This window comes from Rhodopirellula sp. SH410 (assembly GCF_055811895.1).
Map to the genome: position 1 here is coordinate 7,568,852 of NZ_CM147949.1, position 22,899 is coordinate 7,591,750.

Consider the following 22,899-nt stretch of genomic DNA (forward strand, 5'->3'; position numbering starts at 1 on the left):
CGAGATGGCGGCAATCCAATCACCTGCCCGGCATTGAGTCGAGTTAGCGACCTCAATTTCGCCGCTGCATGACCACACCATCAAGCCCAGCCGCGGACACTCAATCCCCCGCGAACCTGGACATGGAACATGCCTCAGGGCACCTGACCTCAGGAAGCCTGACTTAGGAAACCTTGGCCTTGGTGCGGGCTTCCCGCAGGCCACGACTGAGGATATCACGCAGCATTGGCGAGTAATCCTCGTACTTGTTCTGATCCGGCGCACCATTGCTGAACTGATAGATCGCATCACGAGGCTTGACGCCCAGGGCGATCAACGTGCTGCATACGGTAGCGTAGTCACCATTGCGAACGATCATGCTCGGACGGCCTGGGCCGACCGGTGCGCGAGCGAACACCTTGCTGGCCACGGCCAAAAACTTGACGGGCGAATCGAGGGTTTGCAGTGTCAGCAGACGACGAGCAAGCTGCACCCGCGGATCTTCGGGGTCGTTGAGATTGCGGGCGCCGATGATATTCAGCCCTTCCTGCAACTCCACGACTTCCTGTCGCTCGTCAGCATGGATCGCATACCCCGCTTTCGCATCGGCGATGATGATATTGCAACCTTCATAGCGATTTTTCGCAAACTCGGCATGGGCCTTTTCAAGCGCCTTGCGAGACGAGGTACAGCGCAATAGGTCCATCGCGAGCTGGCCTCGCGATCGCTGACCAAACAAGGGGGTCGCAGTAGCACGGTTAGTCAATCCGACGAACAGGCCGTTTTGATTGACACCCAACCAAGTACCGCCGCCTTTTTGATCGATTCCACAGAGCACACGAGGTTTACCCGACTGAATCGACGGAGTTTGACTCGGTCGATCGACATACTCCTCGCGATTGGCCGCGACGAGGATAGGACTTTCGGGGACCAAACGGTACTGAACAGCTAGTAAGCACATCAGGGAGACATCCAACTTTCAAAGATCAGTGATTTCCAGTCTCACGCACGCAATCGCCCTCGCTCGAGAGATCATTCTCCCTTGAAGGAGAGCCTGGTGTGATTCACGTGGGTCACAATGTAACTACGCACCATTCGCCGACACACCACCCTAACGGGTGGTTTGCATGTGTTTTATTCTGAGAAATGGCAGAGTTTGTCGATTAACAGCCGGTGGGGGGGGTAAATCTCGTCCATTTCACGCTGCCGGCGGGGCCATGATTGCCTTGACGCTCCCATGGCGAGGTTTCTATACTCTCGCCCGCAGCGCAGCGATGGCGTATGTTTCAACGGAATTTTCTCTAACGGCTTGGACCGACCCCCCTATGAATAGCGAGCGACGCCATGAACTTCAGGAGAACGAACTAGCCTCGGTCCTCGACCGCATCAATGCGAAGATCGAGCCGTACTCCAAACCGATCGCCGCGGCCGTTGCCGTTGCCTTCATCGGACTGCTGGGCTGGGGGTTTTACTCGAGTCTGCAAGCCGAGCACCGCAGCGATGCGACCTATCAGTTGATCGAGGGATCGGTTCGAGGTGACAGCGAGACGCTGGCCACCGTCGCGGCCACGTATCCCGAGACGCCGATGGCGGCATGGGCCCGCCTGTATCAGGGCAGCCAAAAGATGGGAGCCGGTATCAACGCTCTGTTTACCAGTCGCGATGAAGCGGAAGAACTACTCAATGAAGCCAGTTCGGCATATGAAGAGGCGCTGTCGCTCAGCACGGACACATTAATTCAGTCCCGCGCCAACTACGGTCTAGCGAGGATCGCTGAATCGCTCGGCGAGACCGACAAAGCCATCACGCACTACGAAGCGACAATGGACGCGGGTGAGTCCGTGGAGATGATGACTGAAGCGCAGCAGCGAATCAAACTGCTCTCAAAGCCTGCCGCCAAGTCGTTCATGACTTGGTTTGACAAACAGGACTTCACGCCTGCGGATCCGAGCTTGCCACCCGCATTGCCTTCGGACCAAATGCTGCCGGACCTGCCGAACCTGGACTTCCCCGATCTCGAAATCCCCGGCCCGCCAGCGTCCGAGTCCGCTGCAGAAGAAGCCATGGACGAGGCCGCCGCTGTGCAAACCGAAAGCGAAGAGACAGCCGCCCCGGCACCCGCCAGTGAGGAGGGCTCGAGTGCAACCAGCGATGAGGCCGCCGATCCAAAGGCCGCTAGCGAACCGTCCGCTGAAGAAATGCCCGCTGAAGAAAAACCCGCTGAGGAAAAACCAGCAGGCGACGAAGCACCCAGCGACGAAGCGAGCGACGCACCTGCCGCGAGCGAGCCGATGGAAGCAGAAGCCAGTCAACCCGCCGAGGGTGAGCCAGCCGCAGACAAACCTGCTGCAGACGAACCGGTTGCAGACAAGCCTGCCGAGGGCGAGCCAGCTGCAGACAAACCCGCTGCGGACGAACCCGCTGCCGAGAAGCCAGCCGATCCCGCGACAGAGCCAGCTAAGCCCGCTGCCGATGAATCCGAATCAGCCGGTGGCGAAACGGACGAGGCGGTCGACCTGGTGGCACCGTCAAACTCTTGAGCAACTCCTCCGGTCCTGAGCCGGCATCCTCCGGCGACGACCACACGGCGCCGCACGGTCGGATGCCCGATCAGCCTTTGGCCGCAGACAGCCACGTCGTGCGTGAATTTGTCGTCCCTGACTCTGCCGATGGGACTCGCATTGACCTTTTCCTGACCCAGGTTTGCGACGGATTCAGCCGCTCGCAGATCCGGCTGGCGGTGCAAAACGACGGTAGCGAGATCGATGGGCGCGTGGTGCGTCCGAGCTTCAAGGTACGTAGCGGCCAACGCGTCCGATTCCGGTTGCCTGAGCCCGCCTGTGACGACACGGTCCCCGAGAATATCCCGCTGGACATTCTCTACGAAGACGACGGACTGGTCGTCATCAACAAGCCAGCCGGAATGGTCGTGCATCCCGCCCGTGGCAACTGGACCGGTACGCTGACCAGCGCCTTGGCGTTTCGTTTTCAATCACTCTCGGATGTCGGCGGGCCGACCCGACCCGGCATCGTGCATCGGCTCGACCGCGACACCAGCGGCGTGATCGCCGTGGCGAAAAACAATGCCGTGCACCTACATCTGGCAGCCCAGTGGCACGACCGCAAGGTCAAGAAAACCTACTTCGCGATCACAGCTGGCCGGCTCGATCGGGATCGCGATTGGGTCCATGCTCCGATCGGTCGACACCCCTACCAACGCGACAAACAGGCCATTCGAGAAAATCATGAGTCCAGCAAGCCGGCGTCCACGTTCTATGAAGTGATGACCCGCCATGGGCGAGTCACGCAGGTCAAGGTGTCGCCCCGAACGGGCCGAACCCACCAGATTCGCGTTCACTTGGCTCATATCGGCTGTCCGATCCTCTGCGATCGGCTCTATGCGGGGCACGCGACGCTGACGCGAGATGCCTTGGCACGTGCGGCCGGCCAGCCACTGGCATCCATTCCGCCGCAAAACGCTGGTGACGGACCAACGACCGCCGATCCGAACGAGATCATCTTGGATCGCCAAGCACTGCACGCTCACAAGCTAACATTTCTGAATCCACAAACGCAGACTGAGATGACCTTCACAGCCCCCCTACCAGCCGACTTGCAGCGAGTAATCGCGTTACTCGGCTGAACTTCGGTTCGTGCTAGCGGACGAGTTGGGCTATACTTCATTGCAAAATGGAAAGACGTTGGCGGATTGCGAACCCTTCCTACGCATTTGCATCTGTACTCTTTCTCAGGAAAAGCGAATCAAGGTGACAAGGAAGCCGCCACAATCGGCCTATAGCCATGCCAGCGACCACCCGTTTCGAACCCACGCCCACGATCACTTATCTCGGCGCTCAATCTCAAACGAGCGATCCGAAACTCGTTAATCGGTATGACGAACTCACCCGCGACCGCAAGGTTTCGTGGACGGGCCATTATCGCCTGCTGCGGATGCTTGGCCGTGGCGGGCAGGGGGAAGTCTACCTGACGGAGTATCGCGGCACGGATGGATTCACCGTCCCCGTGGCGATGAAAATATTTTCGCCCGAACGCTTCAAAGACGCCCGCGCATACGATGAAGCCATGCAGCGGGTCGCTTCGATCGCCGCCCGCGTGGCGATGATCCAGCACGACAATCTGCTCGACGTGCAGAACTTTTTCGAGCGCGACCGCATTCGCGTCATGCTCATGGAATGGATTGACGGCTATGACTTGCGGCAGCTGGTGATGCCCCCCTGTCTTGAGCTACTGCGTGACTACGTTCACCCCAAACGCTGGCGGTACATCAATGATGTGATCATGACCGAGGGCGTTGAGCAGTCGCGATTCAAAGCGGGCGTGGCAGTGGCGATTGTCCGCGAATGCCTCGCGGCGCTGGCGGCACTGCACCGGGAAGGCATCGTTCACGGCGACGTCAAACCTGCCAACATCATGCTAAAGCGAAGCGGGCACGCGAAGTTGATCGACATGGGGTCTTCGATCGACTACCGCAACCCGCCAAACGATCGGGAATGCACGCCGATCTACGCCGCACCGGAAGTGCTTGAAAACCGGCCCGCGACGCCCCGCAGTGACTTGGCGAGCCTCGGCTACGTCCTGATCGAACTGCTCGCCGGGGTCAATCCCTGTTCGGGAATGACCAGCTTGGCCGAATTCCTGAAAGCAAAATGGGAGCTGCCCAAGAACCTCGATCGCATCCTGCCCGAAGAGGTGCTCCGCAATCAGTTGCTGATGAATTTCCTGCGTGGTCTGATCGCGCCCGACCCGAGCCTGAGATTCCTCAGTGCTGAGGTGGCTGAGCATGTTGAGCAGGGTGGTGCCGCGGCGTTTCATCGCCAGTTGATCCTCAGTAACATGTCGACCGAGTACGACAACGACATCCGTCTTTGGCTCGAAGAACTACGGCATCTCGAAAACGACTGATTTCATGGATAACGATCATCTGCACGTCGCCCTCACCGCTGCACGTGCCGCCGCAGAGGAGCTGATGGCGAGATACAAAAATCGCGTGGTGAGTGAGAAGGGTCCCAAGGATCTCGTCACCGATGCCGATCTGGCCGCACAGAATGCGATTCGCGAGATCCTCGAAAGCTCCTACCCGAGCTATGCATTTGTGGGCGAAGAGGAAGGCGAAAACGAGCCGCCCGCTGACGTCCGGGCCGGCGAACTCGATGCAGCGCCTTGCTGGGTCGTCGACCCACTCGACGGCACTGTCAATTATGTCCACGGCTTGCAGGGATTCGCGGTCTCAATCGGACTCTACGCCCGGGGCAAGATGCGGCTCGGTGTGATTCTCGATCCGATCAGCCAGGATTGCTTCACTGCAATCGAAGGCCAGGGTGCTCGCTGCAACGATCGATTGATGAAAACCAGCGACACCACAGCGCTCGACCAAAGTCTGGTGGCGTGCAGTTTTCGCGCGGGCGTGACACGCGATTCACCGGAGATCGGCCGGTTCCTCCGCGTGGTCGAGCGATGCCAGTCGCTGCGCCGGTTAGGTTCGTGCGCGCTGAACATGTGCTATGTCGCCGACGGCAGACTCGACGCGTACTGGGCGACCAACGTGGCCGCTTGGGACTCCGCCGCCGGGATCGTGATCGCACGCGAGGCCGGTGCGGTACTCACCGGGCACGATGGCGGTGCATTCGATGACTGGGCACCGAAATTCGCGGTCACCGCCACTCCGGAACTCCACACCGCTCTTACTGAACAACTCCGCTAAGAGCCACTCTTCACTGCGCGGCCGCTCACCGTGTTGCAGTTCACCGTGTTGCAGTTCACCGTGCCGCGGTGGCCAGAAACTGTCCAGGCACGGCCCCTGAACAGCCGAGTTTCCGGAAACTCCTTGCAGGTAGGTCTGCAAGTATCTTCATAGGCGCGCGCCGGATCGGGATCCCGATTCAATTCTTGAGAAGATCCTCTGCTTTCTGCCACATCTCCCCAGTGGCATCACCGCATCCTGTAAACGCCACCAGCGGATCACGTACGCCCTTAAAGACACCCTAAGCGGACAGTCACGCCAACGCCCGACGCCCATCTACTGGCGTTTACGCTCGATATGGCACCGTAATCGCTTCCGTCTGGTGCTGACACAGAATGTGTCGACGTTGTGTCTTGGTCTCCCGAGCAGACCGCGACAATGCAACCGGATATCTGCATGGTAGCGGTTCGTCAACGCCGACTGACAATTCCCCCCTGCAATGGACTAAGCGACCGCATGAGTTCACCGACAACAGCCCGAACGCTCTCCGCGGCACCGGCGGAAGCACTGTTGAAGGATGTGACGGCATCCACCCTTTCAACCCGCCATCCGTCATGGCTCAGTTGTCATGAGCTTGCCCGCCCGCTTGCCGATATCCAAGGCCGACTGCAGAAGATGGAAGCTCTCGATTTCAAGCAGGTACGCTCACTGACCAAACGGCGTCTGCGACATGAAATCGACTTCATGGGCAACGAAAGGTTCAGTTCGATCCGCGAAGGGAAACGAATTTTTTCGACACCACTGGGGTTGGCCGATCGCCAGTCGGCACCTGGGGTTGCTGCGGGCCGCCGGAGCGACGTGAACTTACCGATCCATCTCGGACGCCTCTGCGAAGCCGCTTTGCTGACATCGGAGCAAGAAGAACGGCTTTTTGAGCGGATGAACTATCTACGTCAGCAAGCAGCGATTCACCGCAGTGTCCTCAACCCTGATCACCCCTCTCGATCGCGACTCGAGTTGATCGATCTGTACTTGGCATTGGCCGACTGGCACCGCGACCGGATCCTCGAGGCCAACCTGCGTTTGGTGTTCTCCATCGTCAAGAAACTTGTCAATCCAAACAATCCCTTTGACGAGCTACTGAGCGATGGAATCGTCGCATTGCTGCGTGGCGTTGAAAAATTCGATTTTGAACGTGGCTTCCGGTTCAGCACCTACGCGACTCAAGTTGTGCGTCGAAACGCGTACCGAACGGTTGTGCTGCGACAACAAGAACGCCAGCGAGTCACCGGTGGTTTGCAAGACCTCGATATCGACATCAGCGAAGACGACCGCAGCTCAGCGATCAGCGAAAAGCGTTGGCATGAACTGCGCAGCCGACTCGGAGCGATGCTGGGAGATCTCGATCGCCGAGAGAAACTCATCATTCGTTCACGTTTCTCGCTGGGTTCTCACCGCCGCGTCCGTACGCTGCAATCCCTCGCCGATCGGTTGGGCGTGTCGAAGGAGCGTGTCCGACAGCTCGAACGCCGGGCGATGGACAAATTGAGGGCGATGGCTGCGACCAGCGATCTGGCCGAATTGGAATGCGAGCAGTGCTCCTGAACGAAAACGCCCGTCGCGGGCAAGCGGCCCGGCGGCTCAGCGGCTCAGCGGCTCAGCGGCTCAGCGGCTCAGCGGGCTCAGCGGGCTCAGCGAAATCGGGATGGTTTTGTCGGCGATTGGTGTATAACTATGGGAGTTCCGCCGACGGCCCCATTCTCCCGCATCCCACGATCCATTCCGCATGTCTGCGAAACTGCCTAAAAAAGCAATCTGCAAGTGGGACCGAGACACGCTCGAGAACGTTCTCCCACTGCTCGCCGAGCAGATCGCCTGCGCCACGCTGATTTGCCGAAAGTGTGGTCGTGCCGCTCATGAAAAGCGTTTGCTGTGCAAGCCGGTGAAGCTGGAATCATTGCGAACGGGAAAGGACGCCAAGGACTCATGACGTTGTCGTTTCTCAGCACTCGACGACGGGTCGTGACGCTGTTCGTCCTCACGCTATTTGTGGCCGCCGGTTGCCGACCGGCGACGACTCCCCCACGACCAGCCACCGCCGTTGCGCCGCCCAATGTTGATGCAGAAACCCGGTTAAAGGATGTTTTTCGCCGCTACCAGGTCACGTCGTATTACGATGACCGCGGCAAAGTCATCCTGCAGGCCCCCGGGGCGAACAATTTCAATTCCAGCGAAATCGAGACCGCTCCGTTGAGCGTCCATTTCGACCCGCATGAACTCACCGTTGAAGCATACACAGCGAGGATTCATGTGTCGGTCGATACCGACACGTCGAATCCTGATGTCGATCAGATCGAAATGACGGCTTGGTTCGATGAGCCGCAGAGTTCTCACTTCGACGCGCAGGTCCTCAGGAATGAGTGGCGATCGCCGGTGACCGATCGCTTGCCGCTCCCGCGGGTTTTGAACGATGAGGTGCTCCGCGCACGCCTCTCAGCGGGACTCGCGGGACCTCCACCACAACTGGAGTGGCTGCTCGCCGACCATCCCATGCAAAAACTCTTCGAGCCCCAAACGCAGTTTGAGTGGCTCCGCCCCGCGTCGATTGACAATGTTGAGCTGCAGCGCATTGCGGTCACGTCCAAGTCCGAGCGATTTGTATTTTGGATTGATGCCAATACCAGTTTGATTCGCCGCGTCGAGTTACCGCTACCTGATCTCGGGGCGAGTGGAGCGGGAATCGACCGCAGCGGTTGGTCGCTCCGCCTCGAACTGCAGTCGGCAACGTTCCAGCCGCCATCGTCGGGCCGCATCTCAGCGTTCGCGACTCCGCCGCGCCAGCCGAAACGGGTTCGTGCGTTCGTGCCACTGCCACCACCGCCGCCTTCGGAACTGATCGGCCGCAGGGTTTCGCTGCGGCCCCTCACACAGGCCGTTTCAGAACGACAGGGGATCCGCTGGACAGGGAATGAGTATCTGCTCATCGCCGTTCCGCCTGCCGATCCGTCTGACCGGTCGGCGTGGCTGCAAACCTGGATACAGGCGTTACCCGCCTTGGCATCACCGCAATTCCAGCACACCCGCGTGTTTCTCGTCTCATCGAATTCCGAGATTCAGAGCGTCCTGCGTGGGCTGCCAACGTCGGCAATCGGGATCGTGGCCCCCAACCGCATCGATAAACTGACTCGGCAACTACGTCTCGACGCGGGCGCAATGACGCTGTTGCAAACGGAGGCGGGTAGCGATGACGTCGGGCGAGTCTTGCTGAGCGAAACGACCACGAATCCCAACACCTTGTCCAAAGCGTTTGCAGTCATTCGCGACGCGCAGGCGGGGATCAACGTTGCCGAACGGATCCAGCGAGATTACGACGCGATCATTCGCGACTACGACGGGCAGCTTCGCAAACAAAGGCTGGATTGAATCACCGGCGTGGAGAGTGCGCCGGGCACCACCCCTGGCGTCTGTTCTAAGTCTGCCCACAAGCTAAACTATTCGGTTCCAAACAATCCCCTTCTTTCACCCGCATCGCATCATGGCCACTTATCTTGTTACCGGCTGCGCAGGATTCATTGCTAACGAAGTCGCCGTCCAGCTCATGGACGCGGGGCACAAGGTCGTTGGCATCGACAATATCAATGACTACTACGACGTGCGGCTGAAGCAGCATCGGCTGGAACGGTTGCAAGCTCGTGGTCCCGAACAATTCGAATTTGTCCGGGGAGACATCGAAGACATCGCGACGCTGCAAAATCTCTTTGAACGACATCGGTTCGATGGCGTGTTGAATCTCGCGGCCCGGGCGGGCGTGCGGTACAGCATGGAGAACCCGCATGTGTACATGACCACCAATGCCATGGGCAGTTTGAACCTGCTCGAGCAGATGCAGCAGCACGGCGTGAAGAAATACGTCCTCGCTTCGACCTCGTCACTGTACGCGGGCCAACCGATGCCGTTCGTCGAGACCCTGCCCGTCAATACGCCCATCTCTCCCTACGCAGCAAGCAAGAAGGCTGCCGAGGCGATGGCATATGCCTATCACCATCTCTACGACATCGATGTATCGGTCTGTCGCTATTTCACCGTGTACGGGCCGGCTGGCCGACCCGACATGTGCATCTTCCGGTTCATCAAGTGGATCGATGAAGGCACGCCCATCGAATTGTTCGGTGATGGTGAGCAGTCGCGTGACTTCACCTACGTCTCGGACATCGCCTCGGGTACCATCGCCGCCCTCAAACCCGTCGGCTACGAAGTCATCAATCTTGGCGGCGGAGGAACGCCTGTTTCCCTCAACACCGTCATCGGGATGCTCGAAGAGCGACTGGGCAAGAAGGCCAAGATTGAATACAAGACGTTCCACAAAGCTGACATCAAAATCACTTCGGCCGACATCACCAAAGCCCGTGATCTGCTCGGCTGGACCCCCTGTGTCGAACTCGATCAGGGTATCGATGCGTCCGTGGATTGGTACCGCGAGCACCAACCGTGGTCGAGCGAACTGCTGCTGCCGTGATGAGCCGCGGGAATCCCCCTGAGCTCCGACGAACTGATTCAGATGCGTGCCTTGGAGAGCCCCCTACTCGCCAAAGAGCATCAGCAGCACGACGCCGACTAAGATCCCGAGCACGCACACGATTTTGCGCCGCAGGTTCAGTTCGCCACTCATCCGACTGCCTGCAATCAAGGCGATGATTACGCTGCCACGCCGTAGCGGTGAGACCACCGCGAGCAGTGCACTGGGGTCGGACAGGGCCGTGAAGTACGCCAAGTCGGCGGCGAGCAATAACGGGCTGATCAATAGAATCGAGGGCCGAAACTCAAACTTCGCTTTGGGTCTCGCACCACCGGTGTCTTGCTCGCGATACCAGCGCACCGCCAGCGGCAGCATCACGGGCACGAGATAGAGGGTGAACCACGCCTGCACGGTTGCCGGGCTGTAACCGAACCCCTGCAGCAGAATCTTGTCATACACCGAACTGATCGCACCGAGCATCGTGGCCGCGATCATCCACCACACAGCGCGATCGCTGCGAAAGCGAATCCCCTCCTGCGCCCCCACGATGGACAGGGCCCAGAACGCCCCCAGCACAATCGCGATGCCCAGCCACTGCATCGGCGCCGGTCGTTCACCGAGAAACGCAATGGCGATGCACAGGGTCCACAGCGGACTGGTCGATCGAATCGGCGCCGCAATCGACAGCGGGAGCTCTTTGAGCGCGTGAAACGCGAGCGTCCACGATGCCCCGACTAAAACCGATTTCGCCGCCAAGGCTAAGTGGCCCCACCGGTCGATCCGATCCACACGCAACCAGCTCGGCCAGCCCGCGCCCGGCATCACCGATTGCAGCATCAACACGACCGACCAAATCACGGCGCCGACGCTCACACTCAGCAGCAGCACGACCGGCACAGCATTGCCACGGACCGCAACCTTTTTGGCCACATCGTACAGCCCCAGCAGCGACGCCGAGATCAGCGTCAGTACCATCCATGTCATGGCTGCGGATTATCCAATTTTGACAACGCTCGGCTGGGTTGCATAGCTCGGGACGATTGTCCCGAGCGAGCACGCGGATCCAGGACGGGACAAGGGCCATCCTACGACACTGCCGCTAAACCGCAATCACTCCGAATCTTGCAATTGCGAGATCGAGGCCAAATCTTCCAGCGTGGACGTATCACCGACCAATTCGCGGCCAGCAGCGACATCTCGCAGCAGTCGCCGCATGATCTTGCCACTGCGTGTTTTTGGCAGCGCCGAGGTGATGCGAATGTCATCAGGCTGGGCTAACGCACCGATCTGCTTGCGCACGTGCATCTTGAGTTCTTTCAAGAACCCCTCGTCCGCCTCACGACCCGTCGTCGTGACGAAGGCGGCGATGGCCTGGCCTTTAAGATCATCGGGACGCCCCACCACTGCGGCCTCGCACACGTCGGGATGCGACACCAGCGCGCTCTCGACTTCGATAGTGCTCAGACGGTGGCCCGAAACATTGATCACATCATCGATCCGGCCCATGATCCAATAGTACCCGTGACTGTCGCAACGCGCGTTGTCGCCCGTCAGATATTGGCCAGGGACGTCGCTGAAGTATTGCTCGACGAATCGCTCGGGGTCGCCCCAGATGCCACGCAACATACCCGGCCACGGCTTCGAAATGCACAGTTTGCCACCATGTTCGCTGTCCACTTCACGACCGAGTTCGTCGACAATGGCCGGAATCACACCGGGCAGCGGCTTCGTACACGAACCGGGCTTGGTCGGTGTGATGCCTGGCAGCGGGCTCATCATGATGCCGCCTGTTTCGGTCTGCCACCAGGTATCCACGATCGGGCAGCGACCGCCGCCGATTTTTTCGTGGTACCACATCCAGGCTTCGGGATTGATGCCCTCGCCGACGCTGCCGAGCAGACGCAGACTCGACAAGTCGTGCTTGTCGACATGCTCATCCCCCCATTTGATGAAGGCGCGAACGGCGGTCGGAGCGGTGTACAGCACCGTGACTTTGTGCCGTTCGACGATATCCCAAAAGCGATCTTCGGCCGGATGGTTCGGGGCGCCCTCATACATCATGCATGTCGCCCCCGCCGTCATGGGGCCGTACACGATGTAGGAGTGACCGGTGATCCAGCCACAATCGGCCGTGCACCAGAAGATATCGTCGTCGCGATAGTCAAATACCCACTCGAACGTTCGCCGCGCCCACAGGTTGTACCCCGCCGTGGTGTGCAGAATCCCCTTGGGTTTGCCAGTGCTGCCGGATGTGTACAGGATGAACAGCGGCGTTTCGCTATCGAGCGGTACGGCGGGCAACTCGCCCGGCTGGGTGTCGACCACGTCGTGCCACCAAACATCGCGTCCCTCGGTCATCGGGATCTCGGTGCCGGTACGGCGGAGCACCAAGCACTTCTGCACGCTCGTTGACTTGGCGAGCGCTTCGTCGACCGTCGCTTTCAACGGCAAGACCTTGCCGCGGCGGTACAGACCATCGGAAGTGATCATCAGTTTCGCTGACGCATCATTGTTGCGATCGGCGATCGATTCGGCACTGAATCCAGCGAAAACAACTGAGTGAATCGCGCCGATTCGTGCACAGGCCAGCATCGCGATGGCGAGCTCGGGGGTCATCGGCATGTAGATGCTGACGACGTCACCCTTCCCAACTCCGAGTTGCTGGTACGCCTCGGCGCATTTGGCCACTTCCGTCTGCAATTCGCGGTAGGTCAATGTGCGACCATCGCCAGGCTCACCCTCCCAAATGATCGCGATTTTGTCACCGCGGCCAGCCTCGACGTGAGCATCGACACAATTGTAACACGCGTTGGTTTTGCCACCGACAAACCATTTCGCATTGGGTGCTTCCCACTGACACACGTCACCGAACGGCTCGAACCAATGCAGGTGCTCGAGTGCCTCTTTTCGCCAAAACTCATCAGGCGTATCACGGGCAGCAGCGACCAGGTCTTCGTACTGCTGCTCGCTCGATATCATGGCGTTTTTCGTGAACTCCGCGGGCGGCGGGAAGACTCGGTCCTCATTCAAAACGTGATCGATCGAGCCACTCTGAGATGCATCGGCAGGCTGGGAAGTCATCGGCAGGCAGGTAGGTTGTAAGAGGAATTTGTGAATGGGCCGACTAGCTTAACATCTCGAGCCCATAGCATGCGAGAGCAGCGCGATTTACGCCCCTAGGATCCGTCGCTAAGCGACGGCGGCAGATAGCCGGGGGGCGTCAGCAACACAGCAGGTACCAATGCTGTCGCCCCTCCGGGCCACGGCCGTGAGGCATTTTTGAACGCAGGATGAGACCCTTGCCTCCCGTGGGAGGGGTCTTTTCGGCGAACCGCCGCCGGAGTTCGCGCGCTGGACAATGGCCCCCAGCTACTTCACCTGCACGCCTTCAATGCGGAAGACCGCGAAATGGCTGGCTCCGCTCGGGCCGACTCCAGGCGGGTACTGGTACTTTTTCGGATCAAAGACAAATTTGCCTTTCACGGTGACCGGGCGGGTGACAAAGTCGGTGGTCTGTCCTGGAACCATTTCGATCATCACGCAATCGAACAGCGCCGCACCAGGACCAAAGCAACACTCTTGATTGTCGCGAACGAGCACGAACTCGCTGATGTCGGTTTCCTTGAACAGTGTGCTGGGCAGGATGTAACCGCTCAGTTTCACCGTCCGGCCGTTGAGGAACCGCAGCGTGTCGGTCATTTTTTTCGCATCGAAGGCTTCATCTTTCTCGATATCGAACTTGAGGTCATCGAAGGAGATGTCCCCCTTCTCCAGGTCGGCCTGGCTGCTTTTGCGCTCCTCGACCTTGGTGCGCCCCGCCGCGTCGCCACGCATGATCGCACGTCGCTGCTCGATGATCGACAGCGGTTTGGCGGCGGGCTCGTCGGCGAACCCCGGCGATGAAAGACTCGCGCCGAACGCAACGGCCATGAGCGTGAGCGGCACAAAGAGGGCGGATGAAGCGGCGTGGAACGATCTGGGCATCATGCAATCCATATGGGCGGGTGGGCTTTTCTGAACAGGGTAGCATTCCCCCGCTCAGGCCGCGGGATCATTTAAACTCGTCGACCTGCATTTTATAAAAGAGGGCTTGATCGAAATCAGCCTTCTTCTGGGCAACACGATTGACATGGAACTGCCCAGCTAACTTTCGTTTGAGCAAGTTCGCACGCACGGTCTGACCGGGTGGCAGCTTGACTTCGATCATGTCACTGCTGCGGGGTTGGCCCCCGAAACAACACGTGCCTAAGTCAGGCACCAAGATGAACTGACGCAGCATCCCGCTCCCGCTACTGGGGTGGATATAGCCCTTTAGAAAGACCGGTTTGCCGTCAATCGCGATGGCTGTCTCGGTCGGCTGATCCTGGCCTTTGGTATCGGCTTGCAACTGATAGAACTGCACCCGCTCGTAGCCTTCGGGAACTTCCGTCAGAAAGGTGTAGATGTTCTGGCCGACACCGCCGACGAACAGTAGCGAGCAAGCCAGGAGTCCGAACATCGCCAGTCCGTGACCGCTGTACTCGTCGGGGTACCGGGAGATCGACCGCAGCCCAAAGGCGGCAAAGACGATCCCTGGAACCGCCAAAATCAGCAGTGGAGCGAACGTCGGCACCAACCCCACTAGGGCGAGTACGAAAAACGCGATCGACCAGATCGCTCCGCGACTGATGGCCCGATACGGAAAATCGACGGTTTCCGGAGTGGAAAACGGTTGAACTTCAGTAGACATTGGCTGCAAAGAGTGGAAAAAGGTGAAAGGGGAATCCGTGTATTGCCTACGCGGGCAGCGGGGTGGCGGTTCGCCGGATGCGTTTAAGCCGTTACGCAGGCTCGCATTCACTTCGCCGCGCTACGCAGGTTTCGTGCATGCGAGCGGCGGCGGCCTCGATGCTGTGATTTTGTGACAATCGATTCTGGGCAACGGCTTGAAATCCCGCCAACCGCTCGGCGCTGCGGCTGAGGGCGACAATTCGCTCGGCCAGCTCACCGACGTCATGTGGTTGAAAGCACTCGCCGCCGCCGGTCGCCTCGATCAGCTCGACAAACGCCCCGTGAGCGGGCTGCAAAACCGGCACCCCTGCCGCCAGGGCCTCGAGCACAAACAACCCTTTGGGGTCTTCGTAGGGGGCGGGAACACTCAACAAATCAAAGCTTCGCATCAGCGACACTTTTTCGTCCAGCGATGGGCTGCCGTGGTAGAGAAAACGCTCCGCTAAGTTCGCCGCTTTCATCTTGCCATGAAGATCATCGAGGTACGGGCGGTGGTGATCGCCCAGCCAACCAGCGGCGTGCAGCGTGATGTGAGCGTTATCCGGGTCGCCAGCGAGTCGCTCGAAAGCCTCGACGAGTACATGCAAACCTTTCTCGGGTGCGATTCGGGCGAAGTAACCGACCCGGAATTCGCCGCCGGCTTTCGCGTATGCCGTGGGCATTTCGCCCGCATTGCCCGATTCGTCGCGACTCCCCGATTCGTCACGGCTCCCCGATTCGTCGCGTGTGCTAAAGGGCTTCAGATCGATCGATAGAGGATGGATCTCGAACTTCGACGCCGGGATATTCAGCAGCTCGCACATTTTGTCGCGGTAGAAGCGGCTATACGTGACGAACGTATCGACACTCTTCGCCAATTCCTGGCACAACGCGATCGCTTCGCGACGGACATCTCCGGGGAGTTGGTCCAGAAAGATATCGTCGCCCTGCAACACCACGATGATTTTGGTGTCGGGCAGCCGCTCGGTGATCGAGGGAATGACGCCACCAATCAACAGATTGCTGAGGATGATCGCGTCGGGGCGGTTCTCTGTTTCGAGCCAGTGGACCAGCCGTTCGACCTCGCTGGCTTGGCGTCCGTGCTCGCCCCGCAGCATCGACAGCGTCAAACCGCCGAGCTTGGCCGGATCCGTCCCGACGGCGTTGCGGGTCGCCGCCCGAATGATCCCGGGGCGATCGAGCCACGAGCGCAGCCCGCGAGGGATCCAACGCAGCATCGGAAGCTGCTGCAGCAGATAGACCTGAATACCGCCGAGGAAGACTTGGTCGGACGCAATGCCGGGCTCGTCGGTGCGAATGGGCGTATAGACCGGCTGCAGCAGCACGTCATCGCCGATCGCCCGCATCGCTTTGGCGAGCGAGTTGTCGTGCATGCAACTGCCGCAGTACATGCCTGCGGCTCCGGCGGTGAGAAATACGATTTTCAAATCAGATCTTTTCAAATCAGATCACTGTACAAAGATGTGTCGGCGTCGATACTAGTATGGCGTTTCCGCCCAAATCCCCGCACTTTCACCCCATCGCCATCATGCACCCTTGGATCGCCGACCGCACGAAAACGTTCGACAGCAGCGGGATTCGCCGCGTGTTTGATCTCGCCGCGAAACTCAAGGACCCGATCAACCTATCGATCGGCCAGCCCGACTTTGACGTGCCCGACGACATCAAGGAAGCGGCGATCGACGCGATCCGCAACGGGCGCAACGCCTACTCGCCGACCCAGGGCATCGCGCCGCTGCGGGAAGCCATTCTAGCAGAAGTTCGCGACAAATATCCCGGCCAAGACCGCGACGTGTTTATCAGCAGCGGCACCAGCGGCGGACTGGTTCTATCGATGCTCTCGATGGTCAATCCGGGCGACGAAGTGATCTTCCTGGATCCCTATTTTGTCATGTACCCCGCCCTCGTCCGACTGGCCGGCGGCGTGCCCGTGATGGTGGATTCGTATCCCGATTTCCGGCTGGATCCAGACAAAATCGCAGCCGCGATCACCCCCAAGACCAAAATGATTCTGGTCAACAGCCCCGCCAATCCCACCGGGGTAACGGCCAGCGAAGCGGACCTGCGGGCCGTTGCCGAACTGGCCGCCGAGCACAACATCGCGCTGCTCTCGGATGAGATCTACAGTCGGTTCTTTTACGACGGCGAGTTCTATTCGCCCGCATCCGACAACCCTGACACGATCGTGATCGACGGGTTCAGCAAATCGCACGCGATGACCGGATGGCGTGTGGGCTACGTTCACGGGCCGCCCGAAGTGATTGCGACGATGCTCAAAATCCAGCAGTTCTCGTTCGTTTGCGCCCCCCAACCGGCTCAATGGGGAGCACTTCGGGCGACCGAGGTGTCGATGCAGGCCAACGTGGACGACTACCGCCGCAAACGTGATTTTCTCGTCGGCGAACTGGCCCCGTACTACGAATTGACCTCTCCCGGGGGCGCGTTCTACTTGTTCCCCAAAGCACCGGGCACGGCAGGCGGGGCGGCATTTGTCGAGCACGCGATTTCCCAGGGGCTGCTGATCATCCCCGGAAATATCTTCAGCCTGCGTGACAGCCACTTCCGCATCAGCTTCGCCGCCAGCGACGAGACACTCCGCCGCGGCGCGGAAATGCTGATCAAACTGGCCCAGCGGGGAACATAGAGTCCTGCCGGCCAAGTCCCCCCGTTCGCCGATTGGGTCCGGTGACCTGAGTCGCCACCGCGACGGCAGGCAGTCACCCCAGGCACACGTCCAGGGTAGCTGGCCGCCCGCACCCGGATCGGTTTGCGGAACCTGTCACGCTGCGCGGGGTTGCAATGCTCAACCGGCTACCGGTCTAGGTGGACGAGACCCATCACGTTTTCAATTTTGGAGCACGAGTTCTTGCGACACCTCATTCTGACGATCCTGTTCGGATTGGTACTCGGTACGTTCACTCGCTCGGCCGTCGGTGCCGAGACCTCAACCACCCCCATGACCGACGGCTGGCCTCAGTGGCGTGGCCCGGGAGCATCCGGCACCGCCGCAGGCGCCCATCCGCCGACGACGTGGAGCGAAACTAAAAACATTCGCTGGAAGATCGATGTACCGGGCGTCGGCAGCAGCACGCCCATTATTTGGGGCGACCGGGTCTACGTCAGCTCGGCGGTCAAGACCGAGCGAGTCGCCGACCCAGCAGCAGCCGTCGAGGAACGGCCTGCTGAAAACGAACCCGCCGCCGAGCAAACTGCCCAGCGGGGTGGTCGCCGCGGGCCAGGCGGTGGGGCGGGAGGCCGCGGTGGACCGGGAGGCCGCGGTGGGGCGGGAGGTCGCGGGCGTGGCGGCTCGGGCGGCGGTGCCGCACTGACGAACTACTACGACTTCATGGTGATTGCCTATGATCGAGCCACCGGCAAGGAAATTTGGCGAACCGTTCTGGCACAGGAGGTGCCGCACGAAGCCGGTCACTCGACCAATACGTTTGCCTCCGCGTCCCCAATGACCGATGGCGAGCGGCTGTACATGTCCTTTGGTTCTCGCGGCGTATTCTGTCTCGATTTCGATGGCAATCAACTCTGGAAGGTTGACCTCGGCCAGATGCAGACCCGTGCGCAATTCGGCGAAGGCAGCTCACCGGCCGTCTATGAAGGGACCCTGGTTGTGCCATGGGATCACGAAGGCGAATCGTTCCTCGTCGCCCTCGACGCCCAAACAGGAACCGAGAAATGGCGGGCCGATCGCGATGAGCCGACCACCTGGGCAACCCCGCTGATCACGCCCTATGACGGTGGAGCACAAGTCATCACGAACGGTTCCAACCGGGTTCGCAGTTACGACCTGGCCACCGGCGAACTGATTTGGCAATGCGGTGGGCAAGCCAGCAATCCGATTCCATCGCCGGTCCGCTTTGAAAACAACGTGATTGTGATGACCGGATTCCGTGGCTACGCAATCTATTCGATTCCACTGAGTTCCACCGGCGACATCACCGACTCCGACGCCGTCACGTGGTACGAAGAAGACGCTGCGCCCTATGTCCCCTCGCCGCTGCTCTATCAAGGCCAACTTTACTTCGTCAAAGCCAATAATGGAGTGCTCGTCTCCCGCGACGCCCAAACGGGAACGATGGTCATCGCCCCCACTCGTTTGCCCGGCATCTCGTCGGTCTACGCATCGCCCGTCGCCGCTGCCAATCATATCTATCTGACCGGTCGCGACGGCACCACGGTCGTGCTGGAACACGGGAGCTCATTCAAGGTCATCGCGGAGAACCAGCTCGACGATGAGATCGACGCGTCGGCGGCGATCTCGGGCAACGAAATCTATCTTCGCGGTAAAACCCATCTGTACTGCATCGCGGAATAACTCGTTAAAAACAGTCCGCCCCGGGCTCATGCCACCTGCCCTTTGCCCCCAGTTTGATCAACTTGCATCGACGGCGGCCAATCCGAGCCCCGTCCGATCTGGTACAACGGAGCGACCATGACTGCAACCACTGCCCACTCGGACGACGACAACACTCCCGCCCCTACGGAACGGTTTGTGGCGAGCGTTGATTTGCCGGTCTCCATGGAAGAGGCGTTTGCCTATCACGATCGGCCGGGATGTCTGAATCGCTTGATCCCGCCCTGGGAGGCGGTGAACGTCGAGCATTCCGACGGCAGTCTCGCGGTGGGCAGCCGCGTGGTGGTGAAGATGAGTGTGGCAGGGATACCGCTGCGCTGGCACGCGCGACACACGCAGTACCACCCCCCCGACCTGTTCGCCGACGAGCAGGAGTCGGGACCTTTCGCCTCGTGGCGGCATCGACATCGCTTCGCCGCGACCGGGCCAAACTCGTCGCGAATGACCGACGAGATCGATTACCAACTGCCGCTTGGAAAACTAGGCCGCCTGTTCGGTGGATCGCGCGTGCGAGAGAAACTCGAGGCGATGTTTGCATATCGGCACCGGGTAACCCGAGACGATTTGAAACTAGTCTCGCGCTGCCGTGGCGTCCCGCTGACGATTGCCGTTTCGGGGGCCACCGGCTTGGTCGGCGCTTCGCTCTGCAATCTATTGGGGCTGCTCGGACACCGGGTATGGAAGATCACGCGCGACGAGCGGACGAGCGAGGACGAAATCGCGGGCTGGTCGAGTGACGAAGAGTTCGAACGCTTTCAAGACGTCGACGTGGTGGTGCATTTGGCTGGCAAGCCGATCGCGGGACCGCGTTGGACCGACGAGATCAAGCAGCAGATTCGCGATAGTCGGGTCGCGAAGACCCGCAGCCTGTGCGAGCGACTGGCGAAATTGTCGCGCCCACCGAAAACGTTCATCTGTGCATCGGCCACTGGGTTTTATGGTGATCGGGGTGATGAAATGCTGAACGAATCCTCCGCACCGGGCGACGATTTCCTGGCGGATGTCTGCCAAGAGTGGGAAGCCGCATGCCAACCCGCTGCGGAGGCCGGCATCCGAGTGGTCAATGCACGCCTCGGCGTGGTGATTTCGCCGCGTGGCGGGGCACTGCAAAAAATGCTCACCCCCGCGAAGATGTGCGGCGGGGCGCTGGGGAACGGACGGCAGTACTGGAGCTGGATCGCGTTGGATGATGTGCTCGGCGGGATCGTCCATGCGATCGCGACACCGCAACTGGCCGGCCCCGTCAATTTCGTCTCCCCCTCGCCGCTGACCAACCGTGAATTCGCCAAAACACTCGGCCAGGTCCTCGGCCGGCCGGCGTTGTTCCCCGCCCCGGCGGCCGCATTGCGGTTGGCGATCGGCGAAATGGCCGATGCACTATTACTAGCCAGCAGCCGCGTGATTCCCGACAAACTAGCCGCCAGCGGCTATGAATTCCGATTGACATCGCTGCAGGATGCCCTGCGTTACTCGCTCGGAGCCGCCGGTCAGCCATCGTAGCCAGACGGCTCCGCCCGTCTGAACTGAGACGCGCCCCGTCCTCGCGATCGGCCGAGCCGCCGGTCGACAAGGCAGCGGATAGCCACCGCAGCACGAATTCATTAGGATTTGGGGGCCGAAACCACTGCCTCGATCGCGCTCATTCCTCCCGCTCCCCAACGTATGAAACTTATCCGGAACTTTTGCATTATTGCCCACATCGACCACGGCAAATCGACGCTGGCCGATCGGTTGATTCAGGCTTGCGGCGGCATCGCGCAGCGTGAGTTCCACGACCAGATGCTTGATTCGATGGACATCGAACGTGAACGGGGAATCACGATCAAGAGCAACACGGTCACGCTTAGTTACACGGCGAAAGACGGCCAGACGTACCAACTCAACCTGATCGACACCCCCGGTCACGTCGACTTTTCACACGAGGTCCGCCGCTCATTGATGGCCGCCGAAGGCGCCTTGATGGTCGTCGACGCGTCTCAGGGCGTCGAGGCACAAACGGTCGCCAATCTTTATCTCGCGTTGGAATACGACCTCGCGTTGCTGCCGGTGATCAACAAAATCGACTTGCCCGCCGCTGATGTCGAGCGGGTGCGCGAAGAAATCGATGCTGACCTGGGGCTGGACCCGTTCATTGCGATCCCGGTCTCGGCCAAGACCGGTCAGGGCATTGAGGACGTGCTCGAAGGCATCGTCGCCCATTTGCCGCCTCCCGAAGGCGATCCCGACGCACCCTTGAAGGCATTGATTTTCGACGCGTTTTTCGACAAGTATCGAGGCGTGATTTTGCAGTGCCGCGTAATCGATGGGACGCTCAAACCCAAAGACACGATCCACTTCATGCACGCCGATCGTGATTTCGGCGTCGATGAACTCGGTTATAACCAGTTCAAATTGGTGCCCAAGAAACAACTCATTGCCGGAGAGGTTGGCTACATCGTCGCTGGCGTCAAGAGCGTCCAGGACATCGAAATTGGTGACACGATCACCCTCGCCGATCGCCCCACCGCCACGCCCATCCCGGGATACCAACCCGCTCGGCAGGTGGTGTTCTCATCGGTCTATCCGATGAGCACCGACGAGTACCAAGACTTGACCAAGGCGCTCGAAAAACTCGCGATCAATGACGCCGCCCTGACGTACGAAAAGGACAGTTCAGCGGCACTCGGATTCGGCTTCCGCTGCGGCTTCCTCGGGCTGCTGCACCTGGACGTGATCCAGGAGCGTTTGCAGCGGGAGTTTGACATCGGGCTGGTAATCTCCGCCCCGTCGGTCAAATACAAACTGCAGCTCAAAAACGGCACGACCCTCGACATTGACAACCCCAGCAATTGGCCTGATCCCTCGACGATCGACTCGGCCAGCGAGCCGTACATCCGGGCGCAGATCCTGACGCCTGAGGAATACGTCGGTCCCGTGATGGAGCTGTGCCGTGATCATCGCAGCGAAAGCCAAACGATGAACTACCTGTCGGCGGGCCGGGTCGAAGTCGTCAGTGAGATGCCGCTCGGCGAAGTGCTCTTTGATTTCTACGGAAAACTCAAAATGATCACCCGCGGTTATGGATCGTTCGACTACGTACCTATCGAATACCGCAAAACAGACATCGTCAAAGTGGACATCCTCGTCAACAGAGAACCCGTCGATGCACTGGCGTATCTCGTGCATCGCGAGAAGTCACGGGCGCGGGCAATGCACTACTGCGAACAACTCGCTGAAGAAATCCCGCGTCATCAATTCAAGATTCCGATCCAAGGCGCGATCGGTGGCACCGTGATCGCCCGTTCGACCATCCAAGCGGTCCGCAAGGACGTGACCGCCAAGTGCTACGGCGGCGACATCTCCCGCAAAAAGAAACTGCTGGATAAACAGAAGAAGGGCAAAGCCAAGATGAAGCAGTTCGGCAGCGTCACCATCCCGCAGAAAGCGTTTATCTCGGTGCTGCGGGCAGAGAAGAAATAAGTCGCTGCCCCGCTGCCATCACCCGACCCGCGCCGCAGTGGCATGGGTCGTTGCGAAAACAGACGCCCCCACGCGGAAACGTTTTCGTTGAACCGCGTGGGCATCGCC

At 59.9% G+C, this 22,899-nt stretch carries 18 protein-coding genes; 12 read left to right on the forward strand and 6 right to left on the reverse strand.

The window, feature by feature from the left end:
* Positions 1-163: 163 nt before the first annotated feature.
* Positions 164-940, reverse strand: a complete 777-nt coding sequence (locus SH410x_RS27725; protein WP_473672754.1) for an NRDE family protein — start codon at positions 938-940, stop codon at positions 164-166.
* A 364-nt stretch (positions 941-1,304) separates the two neighbouring features.
* On the opposite strand from SH410x_RS27725, the gene SH410x_RS27730 reads away from it, so the two are divergent.
* From SH410x_RS27730 to SH410x_RS27765, 8 genes are all read left to right on the forward strand, one after another.
* Positions 1,305-2,519 carry a tetratricopeptide repeat protein gene (locus SH410x_RS27730; protein ID WP_473672756.1) on the forward strand — a complete coding sequence of 405 codons (1,215 nt, stop codon included), beginning with the start codon at positions 1,305-1,307 and terminating at the stop codon, positions 2,517-2,519.
* A 62-nt stretch (positions 2,520-2,581) separates the two neighbouring features.
* Complete coding sequence (locus SH410x_RS27735; RefSeq protein ID WP_473677415.1) at positions 2,582-3,622, forward strand: RluA family pseudouridine synthase; 1,041 nt, start codon at positions 2,582-2,584, stop codon at positions 3,620-3,622.
* Between the two features lie 158 nt (positions 3,623-3,780).
* The gene (locus tag SH410x_RS27740) at positions 3,781-4,902 is read left to right on the forward strand and encodes a serine/threonine-protein kinase (protein ID WP_473672758.1); all 1,122 of its coding nucleotides are present in this window, start codon (positions 3,781-3,783) and stop codon (positions 4,900-4,902) included.
* A 4-nt stretch (positions 4,903-4,906) separates the two neighbouring features.
* Positions 4,907-5,701, forward strand: a complete 795-nt coding sequence (locus SH410x_RS27745; protein WP_473672760.1) for an inositol monophosphatase family protein — start codon at positions 4,907-4,909, stop codon at positions 5,699-5,701.
* A gap of 654 nt (positions 5,702-6,355) precedes the next feature.
* Positions 6,356-7,285, forward strand: coding sequence for a sigma-70 family RNA polymerase sigma factor (locus tag SH410x_RS27750; protein WP_473677416.1), 930 nt, complete (start codon positions 6,356-6,358; stop codon positions 7,283-7,285).
* A 181-nt stretch (positions 7,286-7,466) separates the two neighbouring features.
* On the forward strand, positions 7,467-7,670 hold the full coding sequence (locus SH410x_RS27755) for a hypothetical protein (RefSeq protein ID WP_473672762.1): 204 nt from the start codon (positions 7,467-7,469) through the stop codon (positions 7,668-7,670).
* Positions 7,667-9,103: a hypothetical protein gene (locus tag SH410x_RS27760; RefSeq protein WP_473672764.1), complete on the forward strand. Its 1,437-nt coding sequence runs from the start codon at positions 7,667-7,669 to the stop codon at positions 9,101-9,103. Before SH410x_RS27755 ends, SH410x_RS27760 begins: the two co-directional genes overlap by 4 nt.
* A 112-nt stretch (positions 9,104-9,215) precedes the next feature.
* Complete coding sequence (locus SH410x_RS27765) at positions 9,216-10,196, forward strand: SDR family NAD(P)-dependent oxidoreductase (protein ID WP_473672766.1); 981 nt, start codon at positions 9,216-9,218, stop codon at positions 10,194-10,196.
* Positions 10,197-10,259: 63 nt separating this feature from the next.
* Here the strand turns inward: SH410x_RS27765 and SH410x_RS27770 are convergent, their stop codons facing one another.
* The 5 genes from SH410x_RS27770 to SH410x_RS27790 form a co-directional block, all read right to left on the reverse strand.
* A complete protein-coding gene (locus SH410x_RS27770) occupies positions 10,260-11,180 on the reverse strand; it encodes an EamA family transporter (protein ID WP_473672768.1) in 921 nt (306 codons plus the stop codon).
* A 126-nt stretch (positions 11,181-11,306) separates the two neighbouring features.
* Positions 11,307-13,277 (reverse strand): acetate--CoA ligase, encoded by a 1,971-nt coding sequence (acs, locus tag SH410x_RS27775; protein WP_473672770.1) that lies wholly within the window; start codon positions 13,275-13,277, stop codon positions 11,307-11,309.
* 288 nt (positions 13,278-13,565) lie between these two features.
* Positions 13,566-14,180, reverse strand: a complete 615-nt coding sequence (locus tag SH410x_RS27780; protein WP_473672772.1) for a DUF3299 domain-containing protein — start codon at positions 14,178-14,180, stop codon at positions 13,566-13,568.
* Positions 14,181-14,247: 67 nt separating this feature from the next.
* Complete coding sequence (locus SH410x_RS27785; RefSeq protein WP_473672774.1) at positions 14,248-14,925, reverse strand: DUF3299 domain-containing protein; 678 nt, start codon at positions 14,923-14,925, stop codon at positions 14,248-14,250.
* Between the two features lie 91 nt (positions 14,926-15,016).
* Entirely contained in the window at positions 15,017-16,393 is a 1,377-nt protein-coding gene (locus SH410x_RS27790) for a glycosyltransferase family 4 protein (RefSeq protein WP_473672776.1), read from the reverse strand.
* Between the two features lie 101 nt (positions 16,394-16,494).
* Between SH410x_RS27790 and SH410x_RS27795 the strand changes: the two genes are divergently transcribed.
* The 4 genes from SH410x_RS27795 (at position 16,495) to lepA (ending at position 22,791) form a co-directional block, all read left to right on the forward strand.
* Positions 16,495-17,610 (forward strand): pyridoxal phosphate-dependent aminotransferase, encoded by a 1,116-nt coding sequence (locus tag SH410x_RS27795; protein WP_473672778.1) that lies wholly within the window; start codon positions 16,495-16,497, stop codon positions 17,608-17,610.
* A gap of 222 nt (positions 17,611-17,832) precedes the next feature.
* Positions 17,833-19,293, forward strand: a complete 1,461-nt coding sequence (locus tag SH410x_RS27800; protein ID WP_473672780.1) for a PQQ-binding-like beta-propeller repeat protein — start codon at positions 17,833-17,835, stop codon at positions 19,291-19,293.
* Positions 19,294-19,410: 117 nt separating this feature from the next.
* Positions 19,411-20,832, forward strand: a complete 1,422-nt coding sequence (locus SH410x_RS27805; RefSeq protein WP_473672782.1) for a TIGR01777 family oxidoreductase — start codon at positions 19,411-19,413, stop codon at positions 20,830-20,832.
* Positions 20,833-20,994: 162 nt separating this feature from the next.
* Positions 20,995-22,791: a translation elongation factor 4 gene (lepA, locus tag SH410x_RS27810; protein WP_473672784.1), complete on the forward strand. Its 1,797-nt coding sequence runs from the start codon at positions 20,995-20,997 to the stop codon at positions 22,789-22,791.
* The last annotated feature ends 108 nt before the right edge of the window (positions 22,792-22,899 follow it).